Source organism: Photobacterium profundum (assembly GCF_003026285.1).
In the GTDB taxonomy this organism is placed as follows: Bacteria; Pseudomonadota; Gammaproteobacteria; order Enterobacterales; family Vibrionaceae; genus Photobacterium; species Photobacterium profundum.
In genome coordinates this window covers 952521-973600 of the sequence record NZ_PYOD01000001.1, presented here as the reverse complement: position 1 = coordinate 973600, position 21080 = coordinate 952521, and the positions used below count along the sequence as shown (strand labels likewise).

The following is a 21080-nucleotide window of genomic DNA, read 5'->3' as shown; positions in this document are numbered from 1 at the left end:
GGTTAGAAAAACTGGCCTGCAGAACTTAGGTACAAAAAGGCGAGTCCCAATGAACTCGCCTTTCGTCACTCGTATCTTTTTACTCGTTACTTCTTAACTGGAATGTTCTTTAGGATAGCAACCATTTGCTCCCAGAATAGATCAACAGTTGCGATCTGTATTTTCTCATCAGGTGAGTGAGGGAATTTAATGGTTGGTCCAAAAGAAATCATATCCATAGTCGGGTATGGTTCTTTGAATAGACCACACTCAAGACCTGCGTGAATAACCATGATATTAGGTGTATTACCGTAGATATTCTTGTATGTTTCACGGAATAGACGCATCACTTCAGAATCAGCATCGGGCTTCCAGCCTGGGTATGCGCCAGAGAATTCACACTGTGCACCCGCTAGATCAGCAATGGCTTTCAACATGCCTTCAACATTGCTACGACCAGAATCCATCAACGAGCGTATCAGACATAAGATAGTCACACTGCTAGATTCTGTAGTGATAACACCTACGTTCAGTGAGGTTTCAACCACACCTTCGATGTCATCACTCATGCGGATAACACCATTAGGGCACGCATTCAGTACAGCATTAAAACGGGTCTGTGTTGCTGCGGCGAATACATCTACAGGCAGTTCAGCTGGCTCAATAAACAGGTTGATATCAGTTTCAACTTTGCCTAGCTCTGCCACTAAAATTGAGTGGTAGTACGAGAATAGCTCATTCAGCTTATCTACGTTAGCTGCTGGTAATGTTGCGATGGCAAATGCTTCACGAGGAATCGCATTACGAAGGCTACCGCCGGTAAATGTTGCTAGGCGGAGGCCTAGCTCTTGAGCATGGGCGAACAAGAAGCGACCCAGTAGCTTGTTGGCATTACCACGACCAGTGTGAATATCACAGCCAGAGTGCCCGCCTTTTAAGCCTTTCACTACTAGCTTAACGGCAGCATGTTCTGCTGGAACAGCTTCGCGCTCAAGTTCTAGTGTGATTGCGCTATCTACGCCGCCAGCACAACCCATGTACACTTCACCTTCTTGTTCAGAATCCGTGTTTAATAGGATGTCGCCTTCAAGCCAGCCTTCTTGAAGACCGAAAGCACCAGTCATGCCAGCTTCTTCGTCGATAGTCAGTAAGACTTCAAGTGGACCATGCTCAACGTCTTTTGCTGCTAAAACAGCAAGACATGCAGCCATACCCATACCGTTATCGGCACCTAGGGTTGTTCCTTTTGCTGTAACCCATTCGCCATCAATAAACGGCTGAATAGGATCTTTCGTGAAGTCATGGTCAGTATCTTCATTTTTCTGCGGAACCATATCAATGTGTGCTTGCAGAACAACGCCTTTACGGTCTTCCATTCCTGGTGTTGCTGGCTTTTTAATGAATACATTGCCAACATCATCACGACGAACTTCTAATCCTTCGCTTTCAGCGAATTTGATGATGTGTTGAGCCAATGGCTCTTCGTGCTTTGATGGATGAGGAATAGAACAGATTTGATCGAAAAATTGCCACACAGGTTGTGGTGATAGTTGACTAATCTCAGACACAGTAGACTCCCTTTATACAATCTTGGGCTAAGGCCTTCATCCAGTGTAATTGATGGATAAACGACCAAAATGATAGCAGAATTAACTATCATGGTTAGCCCAAGCATACCATTGTGCAATTGGGCTAGGTAGCTAAATCTTAAAATGTGAAATGTGGGTATTCAGACTGTGAGCACTCGCAAGTAGCTGCTCGCTGGTAGTGGCAATGTGCTCACCTTGTTGCATGGTATATAGGCTATATTCGTCTTTCTCTTTACATGATAAACGTTGTGTTAGGCTCGCTTTTACCTTCACGACAGTCTTTATTTGTTATTTAAGATAGAGGCGCACAAAGGTGGCAACAAATCAATAATACCAGCGTTACGCTTTGGTCGCGTACCAGTAACCTTTGGGGGGCTTATCTTGTAATAAACTTTCAATGTAAGGTGATCTACAAGAGATTTTATCGAAAAGTGTGACGAACTTAAAGAAAATGATTGTAATTAAATTACGTTCGGTTTATAGTTTGTTCATCTTCTAGAGAAGACAAATAAAACACACTAACTGCTCAGGATGAGCCCGATATATTGCCTCCAAGGAACCGAGATTAAGTGAGACCAACGACGGTCTAAATGCTCCAAGGAATTGAGCCATGCTAACTGTTGCATGTGTTTGGACTAACTTATGATTAAGGTAATTAAAATGAAAGCTTTTGACTCTATTGCATACTTCTGGAACAACCGCTCTGTTTACACGAGCAACTTCAGCTACCCGAGCTCTTTCGGTTATTAATTTTGCCGAGTAGTGTTGTGACACTACTTAGCCGAACATATTGTTCACCCCAAATATTAAGAATATTTAAGTAACCAAATCTGGTTATTTGCCAAATTCTGCCGCCATCTCTTTTTGAGGTGGCGTTTTTTTTGCTTCGTGTTTAGGGCTTGCCCATTAAGTCCTAGTAAGTAACTGATTAATATAAATTCACTCACCTATTCAATATCCTCCCAAGTAATGATCGCATTTTTTGTTATTTATATGGTGAAAAGATACCGAATAGATGTATTCGATTACATTTCATCGAGAAGCGTTATTTTAACAAATATGTTAGGGATATTAACGTTTGCTTATAAAAGATAATTTAATTTTGATGAAAAAATGCACTTTGAATGACGGGTGTAAGTTGTTGATTTTTTGTTGTTTTAATTTTCAATTGGATCTGTCAGGTGCTTTTTTACTCGCTTGATTAGTTTATTTACTGATGATTTGGTTATTTTCTGGAAATTGTGTTTTTAGAGGCATATAATCGCCCCCGAAATCGGACACGCAAACGTTTCCTTTTTTAAAACTTTTTTGAACTGCTGCGTATTATCTCCAAGGAATTGAGAGCAATGCTTGAGAAACTATTCAAACTGAAAGAGCACGGTACGGATATTCGTACTGAATTGTTAGCCGGTCTGACGACTTTTCTAACCATGGCTTACATTATCTTTGTTAACCCTACGATGTTATCCAACGCGGGTATGGATCATGGTGCTGTCTTTGTTGCGACTTGTTTAGCGGCAATGGTTGGCTGTTTCATCATGGGTTTTGTTGCTAACTATCCTGTTGCTCAAGCACCAGGTATGGGGTTGAATGCATTCTTTACCTATACCGTTGTATTAGGCATGGGGCATACATGGCAAGTTGCTTTGGCGGCAGTCTTTATTTCAGGTCTATGTTTCATCGTGCTTAGTTTATTGAAAGTACGTGAATGGATCATTAATGCTATTCCTTTAGCACTACGTACCGGCATTTCTGCTGGTATCGGTTTATTTTTGGCATTTATAGCACTGCAAAGCTCTGGCATTGTTGTCGATAACCCAGCAACGCTAGTACATATCGGCGATTTAACCAGTTTCCCTGCCGCAATGGCAGCATTGGGTTTCTTCTTAACGATTGCACTGGTTCACCGTGGTTATAAAGCAGCGGTCTTAATTGCGATTATAGCGGTGACAGCACTAAGCGTGTTATTTGGTGAAGTGTCATACAATGGCATCATGTCGATGCCACCAAGCATTGCACCTACTTTCTTGCAACTGGATTTTTCTGGTGCAATGGAAGTTGGGCTTATTTCAATTGTTTTTGCTTTCTTGTTTGTCGATCTTTTTGATACGGCAGGAACGTTAGTCGGTGTGGCAACGAAAGCCAACTTAATCGATAAAGATGGTAAGCTACCTCGCCTAAATCGCGCTCTTTTAGCGGATAGTACAGCAACATCGATTGGTGCATTATTAGGTACATCAAATACCACATCTTTTGTCGAAAGTGTTTCTGGTGTTGCAGTTGGTGGACGTACCGGTTTAACGGCTGTTACTGTCGGCGTACTATTTTTATTGGCTTTATTTTTTGCACCGTTAGCGGGTATGGTTCCACCGTATGCGACTGCGGGTGCATTGTTCTATGTTGCTATTCTGATGATGTCGGGTTTAGTTAGCATTGATTGGCGTGACTTAACAGAAGCTGCGCCAGTGGTTGTTGTTTGTTTGCTTATGCCGCTAACATATTCAATTGCAGAAGGTATCGGCTTAGGTTTTATCACTTATGCTGCAGTAAAAGTAATGAGTGGCAAGGGACGTGATGTGAATATCAGTGTATGGGTGATTTCTGCTCTTTTCCTTGCTAAAATTATTTTTTTATAACAGTTTATAAACGTTTTTGGCGATAAAATCGCTGAATTTAGAGGTTCATTGGATATGAGTAATAAGTTCGTTATCACATGGGATAACATGCAAATGTATACACGTCAGCTAGCTGAAAAATTGCTACCAGCTGATCAGTGGAAAGGTATCATTGCTGTTAGTCGCGGTGGGCTAGTACCCGCAGCGATTCTTGCACGTGAGCTTAACATTCGTCATGTTGATACAGTGTGTATTTCAAGCTACGACCACGATCATCAGCGTGAAATGAAAGTACTTAAACAAGCAGACGGCGATGGTGAAGGTTTCATCGTAATCGATGATCTTGTTGATACTGGTGGTACAGCTGAACTGATCCGTGCAATGTACCCTAAAGCAAAGTTTGTAACTGTATGTGCTAAGCCTGCTGGTAAGCACCTTATTGATGACTACGTTGTTGATATTGCACAGGACACATGGATTGAGCAACCTTGGGATATGGCTGTTACGTTTGTTGAGCCTATCTCAAAAAAATAATTATTGATTAGCTGATTACAGTTAATTTCGCGAAAAAAGGTACCAGTGATGGTGCCTTTTTTTTATCTGTTTTTTTTTGCAATATTGGTATTACAGATTGCTATCAAAGTAATGAAGGATTGAGTGATATACTATAAATTATATGCTGATCCTACGTGTTTTCATTGGCAGTCTTAAATCTATCATGACGATAGTGTCTTGTTTTGTTTTTGCCGGCTTTAATGCGTAGTTTGATTTTAAATATCGGAGTTCATTGTGTCTGATACATCAAAAACAAATTTGTCCGAACAGTTATTTGCACCTCGAATGAATACCAAAGAAACATCAAATTTGGTGAAAATAGCGAACTTAAAATCGGCCTCGGTGCATAATGCATTAGATGGAGATAGTGAGAAGGGGTGGTATCGTGTTTTACGCCGGCCTCAATGGATTTGGCAAGGTATTGATCCTATTGAAATGGAAGCGATTCTATCACGGATGGCGAGTTCAACAGCAACACGTACTAGCGATGAATTATTGGATACAGTTATTGGATATAAACCGGGTAACTGGACCTATGAATGGACGCAAGTTGGGGCAAAACTACAAAAAAAAGCCCGTGCTTACGTTGAAATGGGTCAGAAAGAAAAAGCAGCTGATACATTATTAAAAGCCAGTATGTATTACAGTGTTGCAGCATATCCACACCTTAAGGGCGATACGCTAGCAGCTCAAGCTGAGATCCAAGCAAATCAATCATATCGCGAATCCATGGCGTTAACGCCACATCAAATACGTACTATTGATGTGAAGTATGAAGGTAAAACATTCCAAGCTTTTATTCATTTACCGCGCACTGATAAGTTGCTGCCTACCGTTATTGTGAGTGGTGGATTAGATTCTTTGCAATCGGACTTGTGGCGTTTATACCGCGATTATTTTGGCCCGGCTGGCTTTGCCATGGTGACATTGGATATGCCTTCTGTTGGTCATAGCTCTCGTTGGGCATTAACCGAAGATACTAGTCGCCTTCATCAGGCATTGGTACAGCAAATTCGCGATGTGCCTTGGGTTGATAATACCAAAGTGGCGATGCTGGGCTTACGTTTTGGTGGCAATGCCGCGATACGACTGGGCTTTATGGAACCGACACGATTAAAAACGTGTATCAGCCTAGGTGGTGCGATTCATAGCGTGCTTACTCAACCTCAAATGCTGGATGCTATGCCACGTATGTATTTGGATGTGATTGCCTCTCGTATGGGGAAACACGGTGTATCAAAATCGAGTTTGACCTCGCATTTACCCGCGTGGTCGTTGAAAAATCAAGGTTTATTAGGTCGCCGAAAAGTAGATATCCCAATGTTAGGAATCAGCTTAAAAAATGATCCTGTTTGTCGCGAAATCGACAATCAATTAATAGAAATGTCGAGTCGTGGCGGTAAAGCAATAACATTGCCGGACACACCACTACATGATGGTTATCATCGCTCGATGGTGACTGTTATTGAATGGCTGAAAGATAAATTAGCATAAGAAAAATAGTAAGGTCTGGTCTGATTATGTAAATAAAATGTTGCCAATACGCATCTAGTATGGCTTTAATGGTTTTATAACTGAGTTAGACCATACTTAAGTGGTTGAGTATTTTATGTATGATGTTACATACATATACTATGGATGGGGATATGCGATGACTACTGATACTATTTTTCCGCCACATGGTCGTTTAATGACGAAACTGACGGCGCTTGGACCTTATTTACGCAAACAGCAATCCAAAGAAGGTGAGTTTTTCTTTGACTGCTTAGCAAGCTGTATTAGTGCCAATAAATCTCCTGAAGAGCGCGAGTTTTGGGGGTGGTGGTTAGTCTTAACGGCAACTGATATCGGCTTTGAATACCGTTACGATTTTGGTCGCTATGATGCTAAAGGTAACTGGATTAAAGGTTCGTTACCGGCAAAACATGCTGAAGCTGTGCTAAAAACACTAGATGATTTTTATGTTAAATTGACTAAGTTTGTCAAAGAAGATTGTCAATTGGATATACAAGCAAGCGCTGAGTTAGAAGAAGCGGTACTTGGTTCTGCGTAATAAATAACAAACAAACGATCTTAAAAGGCTTCATTGTTAGCGGTTAGCGACAAAGAGGTCTTTATCATTTTAACGGTACTTTAGACTGTTTCGTTCTATTTTTAGCTGAATCCCATTTTATTTTATTAATTCTTCATATGATTGCTGCATTTCTCTTGTGATCTTGCAATGGGATTGATAAAACAAATGCACACTTATTATCTACTTTTTGTTTATTCCCATGGCTGATACTAAACACCTAAATGTTAATGCACTAAAGCTTGAAGGCGATCTTTCGAATGTTGAAAAACACGTAGGGTCTATGACACCGCCTTTATCGGATAAACAAACGCTCCCCCCCAAGCAAACCATTGTTGTAAAGCTTGGTACCAGTGTATTAACGGGTGGTACTTTGAAGCTAGATCGTGCTCATATGGTTGAGTTGGTTCGCCAATGTGCTTATCTTCGACGCCATGGTCATAAAGTGATTATTGTGACATCAGGTGCGATTGCAGCTGGTCGAGAGCATTTAGGTTATCCTGAACTGCCTAAAACAATGGCAAGCAAACAGTTACTTGCTGCTGTAGGTCAAAGCCGTTTGATTCAAGAGTGGGAAAGCTTGTTTGGCATTTATGGTCTTCATGTCGGTCAGATGCTGCTAACACGTGCCGATCTCGATGATCGTGAACGTTACTTGAATGCACGAGATATGCTTATTGCCTTATTAGATAACGGCATTATTCCAGTTGTAAATGAAAACGATGCGGTTGCTACCACTGAAATAAAAGTAGGCGATAATGATAATTTATCTGCTTTGGTGGGTATTTTAGGTGGTGCAGATAAGCTGCTGCTATTAACTGATCAACCCGGTTTATTTACGGCGGATCCTCGTAATAACCCAGATGCAGAGCTTATTCGCGAAGTGCATACCATTGATGAAACACTGCGCAAATTGGCGGGCGGTAGCGTAGGTGGTTTAGGTACTGGCGGTATGGCAACTAAACTACAAGCCGCAGATGTTGCTCGTCGTGCGGGTATTGAAGTGATTATTGCAGCGGGTAGTCGCCCCGATGTGATTTCTGATTTAGCCAGTGGTGAGTCGGTAGGAACACGCTTTCTTCCGTTAGATACACCACTAGAAAGTCGTAAGCGTTGGATTTTAGCGGGCCCCCCACCTGCTGGTGATATTGTGATTGATACTGGTGCCGCTAAGGCCGTACTGGAAAGAGGCAGTAGCTTACTATCGAAAGGTATTAGCGAAGTAAAAGGGGCATTTGAACGTGGCGAAGTAGCACGAATTTTCGATACCAACGGTGTTTTGTTAGCCCGCGGTATTTGTCGCTATTCAAGCCGCGATATGGCAATGATTGTAGGTAAGCACAGCCAAGATATTTATAAAGTGCTGGGTTATGAATATGGTCCTGTTGCTATTCACCGTGATGATCTAGTGGTTATTTAAAGCCATCATTTAAAGTGGTTATTTACAGTAGTAATGTAATTAAACCAACGTAACGTATATTGATGACTTGGCATGAAAGAGGAAATATTGTGAATCTTGAACATATGGGCAAAGCGGCTCAAGAAGCGGCTTTCGAATTAGCGACAGTAGCGACAGCACAAAAGAACCAAGCATTAGCGATCATTGCCGATGAGCTAGAGGCAAACAAAGACGCTATTTTAGCAGCCAATGCAAAAGATATTAATGCTGCACGTGAATCAGGAATGACAGAGGCATTGATTGATCGTCTTTTACTGAATGAAGACAGATTAATCGGCATTGCCAATGACGTCCGTAACGTGATCAGCTTGAATGATCCTGTGGGTGCCGAGCTTGATAGCCGAGTATTGGAAAACGGCATGCGTTTAAGCCGTCGTCGTGTGCCATTGGGCGTTGTCGGTGTTATCTACGAAGCCCGCCCAAATGTAACGATTGATATTGCTGCATTGTGTTTGAAAACAGGTAATGCCAGTATTTTACGTGGTGGACGTGAAACATTTCATTCTAATGTGGAATTAGTGAAAGTTATTCAAGTCGCATTGAAAAAAGCAGAGTTACCCGCGGCATCGGTTCAGTACATCGACAAACCGGATCGTGAGTTAGTATCGCAGTTACTGCGCCTTGATCAGTACGTTGATATGATTATTCCACGTGGTGGTGCTGGCTTGCATAAAATGTGTAAAGAAAACAGCACCATTCCTGTGATTATCGGTGGCTTTGGTATTAGCCATGTTTACGTTGATCATTCTGCGGATATATCTCGTTCAATTGATGTGGTTGAAAATGCCAAAGCGCAGCGCCCATCAGCGTGTAATGCATTGGATACGTTGTTGGTGAGCGAAAAAGTGGCAGAGACTTTTTTACCTCGTTTAGCAGAGCGTTTAAACAAAAGTAACGTTGAATTTGTTGCTGACGATGCGGCGTATTCTTTCCTTGAAGGAAAAGCGGCGGCATTGCGCCATGTTGCAGACGGTGATTTTGATACTGAATGGTTAAGTTTCACGTTAGGCGTAAAAGTGGTTGCCGATGTTGCAGAAGCTATTGCCCACATGCGTAAACATAACGCGAGCCACTCTGATGCGATTTTGACTAACGATATTCAATCTGCTGAACGTTTCGTTAATGCTGCAGGCTCTGCTGCTGTGTATGTGAATGCATCTACACGCTTTACAGACGGTGCGCAGTTTGGTTTAGGTGCCGAGGTTGCTGTATCTACTCAGAAGCTGCATGCACGTGGCCCTATGGGCTTAGAAGAGCTAACAAGTTACAAGTGGGTAGGTCAGGCTGACTACTTAGTACGCCCATAAACGTAATGCTTATACCAAGCTAGAATGGTTTTACTCATATAAAAAAGTTGCCACTGGCCTGACTATTATACAGAAATCCTCAGTTTAAAAGCTGGGGATTTTTTAACTTCATTTCAATATTATGCAGTGATCCTTTGTTGCCACACAAAGGGGCATTATATTTCTATCCTTTAAAGTTTGGCACTTTCTCTTTTTGGTTAGGCTAATTTAGATGACTCCGCTATCATATGACTTATGCTTCATAATCTAGCTGTAATGATTGGAGCGTAATTTATAAGATTTTATGCTTCAACAAATATATAATATTTCACCATTTCCAAATGATTGTTATGGTATGCGCGACTTTCTGTTACAAGCAAAACAAACAAATAGCTGTATTGCTATTGGCGAGCTTATCTATAACCCAGAGACTCAAACTCTTCATAAGGCGTCGATAACGATAGATCTTGAGCCTCGCACCATTGAGCTATTGGAATTGCTGCTGACCAGTGTTGGTCAGCCTCTTTCCGTTAACACGATCATCGAAACAGTGTGGCAAAGCAAATTCATCTCGAAGAATGTTCTGACTAATCGCATCAGCACGTTACGCTCTCTATTACAGCTACATTCACCTGAGCACGATGCTGCTAAATTGCTTGTCACTTATCCACGTAAAGGTTACTTCCTTAACCCTGCCAATATTTGTTTATTGCCACCTGAAAAAACAAAGAAGCGCAAAGCTGGAATAGTACAATCAGACATGACCCAGCCAAACAGTTTGCGAGTTCGTTTCGCCTATGGACTATGTACTCTATTAGCGCTTTGTAGCATCACTTTGGGGTTCATGGTTTGGCAACAACAAGAGATCTCAACTCAACAAACTCGTAATCAGCTTTTGATTCCAAAAGTTGAACTGCTGCTCAATCGTATCGATGCTATTGGATCGCAAGCAAGACATTACCGTAAAGTAATCAAAGCGGTACTGCTTCAACAACAAATTGAATACCCTTATACCGATATTGCCAACCAAGATGCTCCAAGTTATTTCCTCGACCCAATTGATGATACACCCTACTTTCCGGGGGCGCGCAACATGCAGACGAGTGACTACGAACTCAATATTGAACTGAAAGATGGCCCTGAGAAAAATATCCTTAAAGCGCAGATAAATCTGATTTACCCAGCAACGGGGAAACTGGCCTTCCGCAATCAATATGTATTACGTCTATCTCACCTACAAAGTGACCTGTTCCAAATTCATACTGATGTTACGCAATACTTCAATTTGCCAGAACTATCTAAAAACGTTTGGATACTGTCAGATACGCATGAAAAGATGCTGATTGATGACAATTTCCCTAGCGAGCCTCTAGAGCAAGCGGATGAATTTGCGGCAATCACTATTGCCAGACATCTTGTGCTGTATGAACAAGACAAAACCAAACTAGAAAACTTCCTTAACCAAGCTCAGTCTGTATTCGATGTACTGCCAGATGAATTGAGTTTGTGGTTAGGTATCTTGTATTACAAAATCGGTAACCTCGATAAAGCGAAAACTCTGCTGACGACACCGGCTGGCGATTCACTCATTCAAAATGCGTTGATCTACACGTTCGTTTCTCATATCGCCTATAAGCAGAACAAACTCGATCAGTTTCGTCTCAACTACATGGAATCTTTAGTCGCGCTGCTGCGCGTGATGCCTTCGGAAGCGCTGTTCAATCGTTTGTCTCAGCCTGAATCTAAAGAAACCTGTTTACAACCGTGGAAAACATTGCGTGTGAGTATGAAAGATAAAGATATTGTCATGCGCTGGAAAGCGCTTATCGAAGAATACTGTACTAACGTAGATCGAGATATAAAACCAATATAAACAAAGATATAAATATAAAATTAAGCTTTTGTTTTCTTTTATTATCTTTTATTATCTTTTGTTTTTTGCCCTTTTTAGTCACAAAAATTAGCATGCCGGCATTCGAACAATAGCCCGACTTTTTGGGTTTTCTTGATAAGGAATGTAAAGCTATGCTAAAAAAAATGACGCTTATCGCAGCAGTAACAATTGCACTTTATGGCTGTGGTGGTGGTTCTTCTTCTTCTGGCTCAGGTAAAGATACTGGTAGTACTTTTAATTACCCGATTCAAAACTCTGAGTTTGCACCAAGCTCCGCAACTAAACTGAACTACACGTTTAGCATTGACGGCCAACATGAAGGTGAGATGAAGTTGAGTTTCCAATCGCTCGACAGTGAACAAATGTTGGCGGCATTGGAACAAGAACCTGGCAGCGAAGACGTTATCAACATTGTCAACGACTTGGTCAATTATGGTGTTCAGCAGTTCTACTACTCAGATGAAGTACAAGATGATGGTGAAGTAGACAACACACTCTACTTTGCAGGTACAGACGGTACCCTACATGAAGTTACGGATGCTTATTTATTAGATAGCCGCTTGATTCCGATGTTGATGCATAGCAGCCCAGTTTTCCGCTTGAATGGTGCAGATGTTAAAGAAAAGAGCCCGAATATTGATATCAGCGAGAATACTGTTTCGCTAAAACTAACGTTAGCAGGTACATCCGTAAAGAGCATGCTTGAGGATTTCGAAGAGCACGATTGGGTTCAAGGATTGCCGGATACTGCTTCTTGTAATGTGGCTTGGCAACAGCTGGTGGGTGAAACTGGCGTACGCAAAACCTTCACGGTATCAAACGAAACTATCGAAGCGGCTTACCTGAAAGAAGACAATATTTACTATGTGAACTGCGAAGATATGGACTCTATGGAGTTTGCAACGTCTGCTGAGCGTTGGTTTAACCCGAGCTTGGGTCTTATTGAGCAAATTGAGCTACAGAAAGTAGAACAAATTCAAATCAATGAAGAAATAGCCACAATAACCACAATTGAAAAAGAGTAAACGCTAAACTGCAGATATAAAAAGGCTTTGGGAAGTACACCAAAGCCTTTTTTGTGTGGGTTGTCTTTTGCTAGTTGCTAGTATCGTTACTGTTTTTCTTATTATCTTCATCTTGCAGTGCTTGTTCTTTATCGTGCTTTTCTTTGAGGTATTTAATTTTGTCTCGATCACCAAACTTCATGTTGGCCGTGTATTTCAACGCCATAATATTGCTAACAACGACACTCAGTATGACAACGGTAATGACCCAAGGGTTGAGTAACCATTCCATTTAGACCTCACAAATATTAGTGATGAACCTTGTATAAAGACTATCAAGGTTTTTAAGGATCTGCGACTTTCCTGCTACGTCATTTTCACTAAGTGTGTGGTAAAGCAGATCAAGCGTAAGTTGTTGCTGTAAGGTCTGGCTTATTGGGTGATAACTGACGTGCCAAGGCTCTAGGGCAACGCCACCTTTATCTTCAGCGTAAGGTAAGTAAAAGCCATACTTACCCATATGTGCACTTAGCCATTGATTAAGTTCAGCTTGATGTCCGTTGGCTTGGTATTCCCATGGTTCTAGCTGTAGTGAGGTATTTGCAGGTAAACAGTTTTTAGCATAGACATCGACATCGGTTCCCCAGTGGTGTCGGCTCGCACCAGGTAACGCAGACCAGCGTAAAATAGCTTCAATTTTATCTAATTCAGATAACACACTCGCATCTAATGGTTGGCTATTGCTATCAAGCAAAGGTCTTAAACCGTTAAATTTATTATTCCATATGAGTAATTGGCGTTCAAAAGGACGAAAAGCACTAGCTAGTTGCAAATCAAACCCTGCGAGCTGTGCAGCCTGTTGTAAGGCCGCAAAAGCTGGCTGCATATCTTTATGCAGAAGGTGTTGTTGATGGCTCACTAAGTGATCAGTATTTTGACCCGTGAGTTGCCCAGCAGTTAGTTGCTGGGCGGATGTTGTGATCATATTAGTGATTTTTCTAAGACCTTTTGGTACATATCCGTGAGCTTTTCCAGATCGGCAGCTTTCACACACTCATTTACTTTATGGATTGTCGCGTTAACAGGGCCCAGCTCGACAACCTGTGCGCCTGTTCTAGCAATAAAGCGACCGTCAGAGGTGCCACCTGTTGTCAGCAGTGCTGGTTTGGTGTGATTCACGTCTTCGACCGCAGCAACGACAGCTTCAACCAATGTGCCTTCATCCGTTAAGAATGGATGACCGCTGAGTGTCCATTTCAGATCATAGTTTAGACCGTGTGCATCTAGAATAGAGTGAACGCGGCGTTTTATTTCACCATCGGTTAATTCTGTGCTGAAACGAAAATTAAACTGCACATCAAACTTACCAGGAATCACATTCGATGCCCCAGTTCCTGACGCTAAGTTAGCAATTTGAAAGCTGGTGGCTGGGAAGTAAGTATTGCCGTTATCCCACGTGGTCGCGGCCAGTTCAGCTAATGCGGGTAACGCTTTGTGAACAGGGTTATCTGCAAGGTGTGGGTAAGCAACGTGCCCTTGAATACCTTTAACCGTAAGATCGCCAGTGATTGAGCCACGACGACCATTTTTAACCACATCACCCACTGCATGCGTACTTGATGGTTCACCCACAATACACATATCAATTTTTTCGTTACGTGCTTCAAGGGTATCAATAACACGGGTTGTACCATTGATGAATGGTCCTTCTTCATCTGAGGTAATCAACAGAGCAATTGAACCTGCATGATCGGGATGCTCGGTAAGAAAGCGTTCGATAGAAACGATCATGCAAGCCAATGATCCTTTCATGTCTGCTGCACCACGACCGTGTAAATAGCCATCAATGATCGTTGGCTCAAACGGTGGGGTATGCCACTGCTCTAATGGACCAGCAGGAACCACATCGGTGTGACCTGCAAAGACAAACAGTGGTGCCTGTGTACCACGGCGTGCCCATAAATTAGTTGTATCATCGAACACCATCGTTTCAATGACAAAACCGAGTTTTTCTAGACGTGCAATCATCACGTCTTGGCAACCAGCATCTTCTGGTGTTACGGAATTGCGGCTCATAAGGTCTTTCGCTAATGCGATTACCGGGCTGTCTGACATCCTTGTTTCCTTTATTACTTAGAGAGTAGTTGCTGAAAAATTTCTTGATATTGTGCTGGTTTGAAACCGAGGTAATAGCTATCGTTATGAACAAGCAATGGTCGCTTGATCATTGCTGGTGATTCCAACATTAAGCTAATCGCGGTTTCTTGGTTTAGGCTGGCTTTTTGTTCGTCAGTTAGCTGGCGGAAGGTGGTTCCACGCTTATTGACCATTGCTTCCCAACCTAATTGAGATTCAAATTTTTCTAACATAGCTTGATCTAGACCATCAACTCGGTAGTCATGGAAGGTGTAATCAATGCTTTCTGCTTCTAGCCATTTTTTCATTTTTTTAATGGTGTCGCACACGCGGGGTGATAAACCGTAAACAATCGTTGTCATGTTATTCCTCTGAATCTACTGGTAAGACAGTCTGTTATAAGCAAAATGCCGATGAGCTGGCTGCTGAAACGCTGTCTCTTTCTCTATCTAGTTATTCTCCTAATACTGACTTATCCCAAGACCAGACGCAAGAGTGTGATCTGGGTAACGTGGATGTATTTAACAGTGACGTTACAGCACTGTTTGATACTGAGGTTATATATGACGATGAGGCATGGATTCACCATGTAAATAGTACGGTCTGAATGGTTCGATTTGTAGTCAAAAGCTCGACATGGATTGGCTCGTGAGTAATATCCACGACCTTACTTATGGAATAGACACTACATGAAAAAAATAGCTTACTCATACTTGCGATTCTCCACACCAAGACAGGCGAAGGGCGATAGCTATAGACGTCAGATGGAAGCTGCAAGGAAGTACGCAGAGGAAAAAGACTTATCTTTGCAGGAAGATGCCTTCAATGACTTTGGTATATCTGCATTCAAAGGTCGGAATGTACAAAATGGTGCTTTGGGCGATTTTCTTACTCTTGTACAGGACGGCCAGATACCAAAGGGTGCTTATTTACTTGTAGAGAACCATGACAGATTAAGCAGGACTGAGCCTGAAGAGGCTTTGCACCAGTTACAGTCTTTAGTTAGAGCGGGAATCGTTGTAGTTACTTTACATGATGGTGAAATGTATAAACGTGGTGAAATGGATGTAATGCGCTTAATGAAGTCCATTATCTACATGGAACGGGCACATAACGAGAGCATGATTAAGAGTCAGCGTGGTAAGTCTATCTGGGAGAAGCGTAGGCAAGATTCATTGCAGACAGGGAAGGTGTGTAGAGCATCTCGTTTACCAAGTTGGCTCAAGTGGGAAGGTGAGCAAGTTGTTATTGATGAAGACAAGGCCGAGGCAGTAAGGCTTATGTTTAAGTGGTGCGCTGGCGGTGCTGGTTATCAGACAATTGCGAGAAGACTAAATGATACCCGCGTACCAACGTTTAGGACTGGAGTTGAATGGAGAGCTGCTGTTATAGCCGCAATACTTAAAAATCGTGCAGCGATAGGTGAGTTCCAGTATCACCAAAAGAACTCAGAAGATAAGAGGATTCCGATTGGAGAGCCGATCAATAATTATTACCCATCTATCGTTAGTGTAAGTTCTTTCCAAGCTGTGCAGTCTACGATAAGAAAAAGAGATAATCATTCAGGTCAATTCAGTAAAGGGCGTGCTCATAATCTTTTCACGTCTTTAATTAAGTGTGGGAACTGCGGTTCTCCTATGACTGTAGCTACGAAAGGAAGAAAGACACATGGTTCACCTGCAAGTACCCACTTTGTCTGTACAAGAGCAAGTAGTGGCGGTGGTGAGTGTCTAAACCTTCAGTGGGATTCTTCTGTTATTGAACGTCACTTTAAGCAGGCATTTCCTCTTTTTATGGATCATTACACAAGAGGTGATACAGATTTGGATTTGACTAGGAAGGTTAATGAACATGTATCAGAGCTTCAAAGAGACATCGAATTAAAGCAGGAAGCCTTAGAATATATCGTGTCTGCAATCGAACAAGGCCAAGGAGTACAGGTTTTTGTTAGCCGAGCTGCTGCTCTTGAAGCTGAGATTATAGGTATAAGAGAGCAGATTGAAGACGTAAGAACACAGGCTCTTCCTAAGACAGAAGATAGAGCTGTTAGGCTTGAACGTGTGATTAAGTTGGAAAAAGTCTTGTCTACTTTGGATATGGGAGATGTCAGGACAATTGCTGCTAAGAGATTGGACTTCAATGCAGAGCTGCGCAATATCTTTTCTTCTATCCATCTATTCTGGTGTTACTCGCATGCCCAAGGTGTCATGGTATTTGTTGATCATTATGGTCAGGAGGTCTTAGAGCTACAGTTTCAGGAAGGTCTTGAACATGGCGTAGCGTTAACCTTGGTTGAGAAGGTGCATGATGAGCTAGAGCTAGGATGTACAGTAAGTGACGAACCAGAACTACTCTTTGAATTTGAGCCAAGACATAAAGAGTTAAAGACATATGTTGAAAGGTCACAGCAAGCTAGAGGAGCAGCAAAGCGAAGGCTAAAGGAAAAGACAGAAAGAGCTGAAGAACTAACAAGGCTTGGTTTACTGGAAGGTGTAATTGCTGGATACATGAATGAGTAACTTAAGATTAGATAAGGCAAGACCCGCGTTAAACGGGTCTTGTCCTAGTTACTTGCCGATTTTAAACCGGAAACACTTGGCTTTCTTCGGATAAACATATTCCCCTGAACGCCAATGTTTAAAACGAGCGCAATAGACATAACCATCTTCTACGTAAGGGTATTTTTTATCAGTCATGTTGGAATCCTCCTAGTTTGCTGTTATTTGAAGCACAAGGACACCAAAGGCATAACTGACGTCCCACACATTGACACATAGGATTGCGTAGATCTAATTTAGACGCACAACCTGTCTTACTAATTGAAGGCATAGAAGCCCCTCCCATATTTTGGGTGTTGACAAACAGTAAGATTGATTTTGTCTGTGTGAGCAGTTACTATTATTGCGAATATACAAATTAGTAAGTGTGCTCTAGTCGGTATTCCACTACCTACATTAACAGACGTATCATCTTACGACTTAGAAAAAGGCGTTCCATTAGGGGTGCCTTTTTTTATTTCTCTTCTTTTACATCAGTATCAACAAGTTTGAGCTGGAATGTCACAGCGCCACTGTCATACTGAATTTTATCATCTTCGTGTACATATCTAACTCTATCGAGAATCTTATCTTTACTCTCTTTTTCTAGAAAGTTTGGAAGAGACGATTTATAGGTCAAACGAACTAAACCCGCAGAGTTTTCATTGCCTTTGATCTGCTGGCTTAATGTTACTGCTCCAGCTTGATCCGACTTTATGATCCGACAAACAGTATCGTCTGCTGCGAATAGGATATGAACTTTGTCATGATATTTAAAATCACATTTGTCCATAACATCACGGCTTAACCTGAACATTATCTCGTTCTTCTTTGTCTTGAAGCTATGAGTGATGCTCACAGGGTCATTCGATGTAGCTCGCCCTGTCGTAGTGACCTTTTTAAATTCTAGTGAATCAAACATATTACGACTCCTGATTTAATATTCGTAATCTTACTCCTATTGCATATTGGTTTGCAACCTTACTCTCACGCTTTCTCTCATTTAATTTACTCATAACAATAATCAAGTATGGTGTCGAGATGTTCTGAAACTTGCGTATTGATAGTTTCGTTCCTTACCAAGGTGTAAGTTAGCTTTCCGTGGTATGTAACTTACCTTACACGATTAACACTTAAATTAGATGTGATTTAATGCATACGATAATGCATACGTTAACATTCGCACTAACCTACTTGTAAGTATTTTAATCCCATTAGTGCATGTGTTTTTTGTTTTGAATGTAAAATTAACTTATATGAAATAACTTTTACTGTTTTTGTTTCATAGTCTGATCTTGCTCTGCTTCTTTCCATTCAATCCTTTGTTTACCCCATTGGGTATGCACTTGGTGGTGTATTGCGAGGATTTCTTACTAGAACTAGTGCATTACTATATGGCAAAATTTTGCTGGTAAGTAGGGAATGAAATTAATTAGCTGAAAAATAATATGAGTAACAGCAAAGATTTAGTCGAACCATCCACGGCCGTCATTCGATAGCCAAAACCATTTCAATTAATCCATCCAAAGAGAACAAAATGACAACACATAAGCAATGCAGTAAATGCAAGGCGCGTAAACCTGTAAATGAATTCCATAAGAACGGTAAAGACAACCATAATAAAACACGGCATCGAGCTAGATGTAAACAGTGTGAGGCCAAACGCGACAAAGAGAAGTACCAAAAAAAAGTGGCTAAGCGCATCACTAGTGGTGAGCATGTGAAGATTTCATGTAAGACAGTAGCAGAGAAGCAACAGTCTAACTTTACCTTACCTTGTCGTAAGAGAGGGGCTTGGATTAAGCACTGTATGGAAGGTAAACACCCTGCGTATAAGCACGGATATTGCAAACACCCTCTTTATGGAACATGGCTTAATATGATTCAACGATGCCATAACCCTGACAACCCAAGTTATGAGTACTATGGAGAGCGAGGTATCACTGTTTGTCTCCGATGGCGTGAGTCATTTGAGGCTTTTGTTAAAGATATGGGAGAGAAGCCAAAGGAATCTTGGTCTTTAGATCGTGTTGATAATGACAAAGGCTACACTCCGCAGAATACTCGTTGGGCAAGTCCAAAGCATCAAGCTACGAATAATCGAGCACAACGTTATATTGACTACAAAGGTGAACGGTGGCGTTTGTGTGATTTAGCGGAATACGCAGGTTTAAATCCAACAACCTTATCAAGTCGAATAGATAAAATGGGATTATCTGTGGAGGATGCTATGAGTAAGAAGTTAAATACTCATACAAGGAGTAGAAATATTTATAAGCAGAAAGCAGAGGAACTTGGAATACATGAAGCAACCTTGCGTTACCGTGTGTCTAAGTACGGTTGGCATATTGCCTTAACCGCAGACTTCTGCCGAGGCCGGAAGGCACAACTGGAAGATAAAGCAGCTTAATCCTTTCCCCCCAATCCGAAATATAGCTCGTGCCCAAATACAGATATCTATATGCTTCTGTACCTCTTCACCCCCCGTGTACCCCTCCAGATTAGTCAGTTCTAAGAGAAGATAGTAGTAAGCAAGCCTCACATATATATAGCTAGGCCAATGACGGATTACTGTAAGCCACGGCTAGACAGCAGTAAAGCCAGTGATACCAAGGGCTGAAGCTATGTGTGTATTGCCGTGTGGTCTAGTGTTTACATTAAATCACATTGTTTTACTTGTCTAGTTCATACCATATCGTGCAGTCTAGAAGACATCAAAGCACACAACAAACCGTGTGGTTAATCTTTAAGCAATATTGGAATAGACACCATGACCTACATCGAAGCAGCCCAGAATCTATTAGACGTCTTCAATTCACAGAAGGGAGATAGTCGAAGCAAGGCTGTAATGACAAAGGAGCTACGTGCAGCAGTGGAAGCGGTTAAGACCATGACTGATAACAAGGTCGTGCTAAGTGAAGTGGAAGAGGTATTGAAGCTGAAGGCTCACGCAAAGCTACATGCTCGTACTGGTTTCCTGTTAGAAGTGCTGACGGATTCTGATTACAACGATAACGAATGGGTTGTCACTAAGGCTGATGGTTGCATGGTGTCTATCGAAGAGAATTTCGCACAGGTACAAGAGTTAACGGCGGAACAGAATGTCGAGGTTGAAGCAATGCTGGAGAGCTGTGGTCGTGTCTTTGGTTATGTACGTATCTCTGATGGAAATAGACAGGAGAGTAAGACACAACTCAACAGCATCGAAGAGTACGTAGTTAACGCTGGCATGACTATGGATTCCGTTGTTACTGAGGCGGTGTCAGGTAGTAAGACGCAGATGGAAGACCGTGCACTGTCAGGATTACTTAACCAGATGCAAGCAGGCGATCATCTTGTCATTACTGAGGTATCCCGTCTTGGTCGTAGTCGTCCTATGCAGATTATGGGACTTCTGGATGAACTTGCACATGATCGCGGTATCACGGTGCACCTTACCTACTCAGATGCAGCAATAGATAAGAGTACAATTGAAGACCCTGCGATCTTCTTTCAGATTGTTGGTGCTGGTTTTGTGGCTCAACAGGAAGCAAAGCGTAGGAGTGAGAGGGCTACAGCAGCTCATGCACGTAGAAAGGCTGAAGGTAAGTCTTCTGGTAGACAAGAGAAGGCAGTAATTAAGTCATGGCTGGATGGTCACGAATGGTTGATAGACACACGTATACAGCAGCACGGGAACAATATTAGTGATGCTTCTCGTGACTTGAGTAATGAACTTATGAAGAACGGTAAACCTATACCTCACACTACTTTACGCAGTGCTTTGTCTCGCTGGCTTAAGCGTAGAGAGAAACTGAAGGCACAGTGTTTACGGAACTACATCGCACAGACAACAGACTGCACAACGATGGTCGAACTGTTACAGGCTAAACAGAGAAAAGGAGAGTTAGTGGAATAAATAGAGAACCGGATACAACGAAAGACACGCAGTACATGCCTTAACTACCAATTGAGG

At 41.9% G+C, this 21080-nt stretch carries 19 protein-coding genes; 13 read left to right on the top strand and 6 right to left on the bottom strand.

Annotated elements, in window-relative coordinates:
• Positions 1–86: 86 nt before the first annotated feature.
• On the bottom strand, positions 87–1547 hold the full coding sequence (locus C9J48_RS04295; RefSeq protein WP_006230874.1) for an aminoacyl-histidine dipeptidase: 1461 nt from the start codon (positions 1545–1547) through the stop codon (positions 87–89).
• A gap of 663 nt (positions 1548–2210) precedes the next feature.
• Here C9J48_RS04295 and vcdP point away from each other — a divergent pair.
• The 9 genes from vcdP (at position 2211) to C9J48_RS04255 (ending at position 12473) form a co-directional block, all read left to right on the top strand.
• On the top strand, positions 2211–2318 hold the full coding sequence (gene vcdP / locus C9J48_RS28470) for a small protein VcdP (protein WP_483875170.1): 108 nt from the start codon (positions 2211–2213) through the stop codon (positions 2316–2318).
• 596 nt (positions 2319–2914) lie between these two features.
• Entirely contained in the window at positions 2915–4204 is a 1290-nt protein-coding gene (locus tag C9J48_RS04290) for an NCS2 family permease (protein ID WP_006230875.1), read from the top strand.
• A 54-nt stretch (positions 4205–4258) separates the two neighbouring features.
• Positions 4259–4717 carry a xanthine phosphoribosyltransferase gene (gpt, locus tag C9J48_RS04285; RefSeq protein WP_006230876.1) on the top strand — a complete coding sequence of 153 codons (459 nt, stop codon included), beginning with the start codon at positions 4259–4261 and terminating at the stop codon, positions 4715–4717.
• Positions 4718–4972: 255 nt separating this feature from the next.
• On the top strand, positions 4973–6232 hold the full coding sequence (frsA, locus tag C9J48_RS04280) for an esterase FrsA (RefSeq protein ID WP_006230877.1): 1260 nt from the start codon (positions 4973–4975) through the stop codon (positions 6230–6232).
• Between the two features lie 157 nt (positions 6233–6389).
• Positions 6390–6791, top strand: a complete 402-nt coding sequence (gene crl / locus C9J48_RS04275; protein WP_006230878.1) for a sigma factor-binding protein Crl — start codon at positions 6390–6392, stop codon at positions 6789–6791.
• A 301-nt stretch (positions 6792–7092) separates the two neighbouring features.
• Positions 7093–8229 carry a glutamate 5-kinase gene (proB, locus tag C9J48_RS04270; RefSeq protein ID WP_036803451.1) on the top strand — a complete coding sequence of 379 codons (1137 nt, stop codon included), beginning with the start codon at positions 7093–7095 and terminating at the stop codon, positions 8227–8229.
• Positions 8230–8318: 89 nt separating this feature from the next.
• Positions 8319–9575, top strand: a complete 1257-nt coding sequence (locus tag C9J48_RS04265; RefSeq protein ID WP_006230880.1) for a glutamate-5-semialdehyde dehydrogenase — start codon at positions 8319–8321, stop codon at positions 9573–9575.
• A 334-nt stretch (positions 9576–9909) separates the two neighbouring features.
• Entirely contained in the window at positions 9910–11427 is a 1518-nt protein-coding gene (locus C9J48_RS04260; protein ID WP_036803453.1) for a winged helix-turn-helix domain-containing protein, read from the top strand.
• Positions 11428–11579: 152 nt separating this feature from the next.
• A complete protein-coding gene (locus tag C9J48_RS04255; protein WP_006230882.1) occupies positions 11580–12473 on the top strand; it encodes a hypothetical protein in 894 nt (297 codons plus the stop codon).
• A 70-nt stretch (positions 12474–12543) separates the two neighbouring features.
• Here the strand turns inward: C9J48_RS04255 and C9J48_RS04250 are convergent, their stop codons facing one another.
• Genes C9J48_RS04250 through C9J48_RS04235 form a run of 4 tightly spaced genes read right to left on the bottom strand, consistent with a single transcriptional unit; the run spans position 12544 to position 14950 of the window.
• On the bottom strand, positions 12544–12744 hold the full coding sequence (locus C9J48_RS04250; protein ID WP_006230883.1) for a DUF2897 family protein: 201 nt from the start codon (positions 12742–12744) through the stop codon (positions 12544–12546).
• Positions 12745–13437, bottom strand: a complete 693-nt coding sequence (locus C9J48_RS04245) for a M15 family metallopeptidase (RefSeq protein ID WP_006230884.1) — start codon at positions 13435–13437, stop codon at positions 12745–12747. It lies immediately after the preceding gene.
• On the bottom strand, positions 13434–14567 hold the full coding sequence (gene dapE / locus C9J48_RS04240; RefSeq protein WP_006230885.1) for a succinyl-diaminopimelate desuccinylase: 1134 nt from the start codon (positions 14565–14567) through the stop codon (positions 13434–13436). Before dapE ends, C9J48_RS04245 begins: the two co-directional genes overlap by 4 nt.
• A 14-nt stretch (positions 14568–14581) precedes the next feature.
• Complete coding sequence (locus C9J48_RS04235) at positions 14582–14950, bottom strand: ArsC family reductase (RefSeq protein WP_006230886.1); 369 nt, start codon at positions 14948–14950, stop codon at positions 14582–14584.
• Here C9J48_RS04235 and C9J48_RS27725 point away from each other — a divergent pair.
• Both C9J48_RS27725 and C9J48_RS04230 read left to right on the top strand, forming a co-directional pair.
• Positions 14944–15195: a hypothetical protein gene (locus C9J48_RS27725; RefSeq protein ID WP_131541639.1), complete on the top strand. Its 252-nt coding sequence runs from the start codon at positions 14944–14946 to the stop codon at positions 15193–15195. The genes C9J48_RS04235 and C9J48_RS27725 overlap by 7 nt on opposite strands.
• Positions 15196–15277: 82 nt before the next feature.
• Complete coding sequence (locus C9J48_RS04230; RefSeq protein ID WP_006230888.1) at positions 15278–17107, top strand: recombinase family protein; 1830 nt, start codon at positions 15278–15280, stop codon at positions 17105–17107.
• Between the two features lie 493 nt (positions 17108–17600).
• On the opposite strand, the gene C9J48_RS04225 is transcribed toward C9J48_RS04230, so the two are convergent.
• The gene (locus tag C9J48_RS04225; RefSeq protein WP_006230889.1) at positions 17601–18047 is read right to left on the bottom strand and encodes a hypothetical protein; all 447 of its coding nucleotides are present in this window, start codon (positions 18045–18047) and stop codon (positions 17601–17603) included.
• 615 nt (positions 18048–18662) lie between these two features.
• Here C9J48_RS04225 and C9J48_RS04220 point away from each other — a divergent pair.
• On the top strand, positions 18663–19535 hold the full coding sequence (locus C9J48_RS04220; protein ID WP_006230890.1) for a hypothetical protein: 873 nt from the start codon (positions 18663–18665) through the stop codon (positions 19533–19535).
• A 360-nt stretch (positions 19536–19895) separates the two neighbouring features.
• The gene (locus tag C9J48_RS04215; RefSeq protein WP_006230891.1) at positions 19896–21023 is read left to right on the top strand and encodes a recombinase family protein; all 1128 of its coding nucleotides are present in this window, start codon (positions 19896–19898) and stop codon (positions 21021–21023) included.
• The last annotated feature ends 57 nt before the right edge of the window (positions 21024–21080 follow it).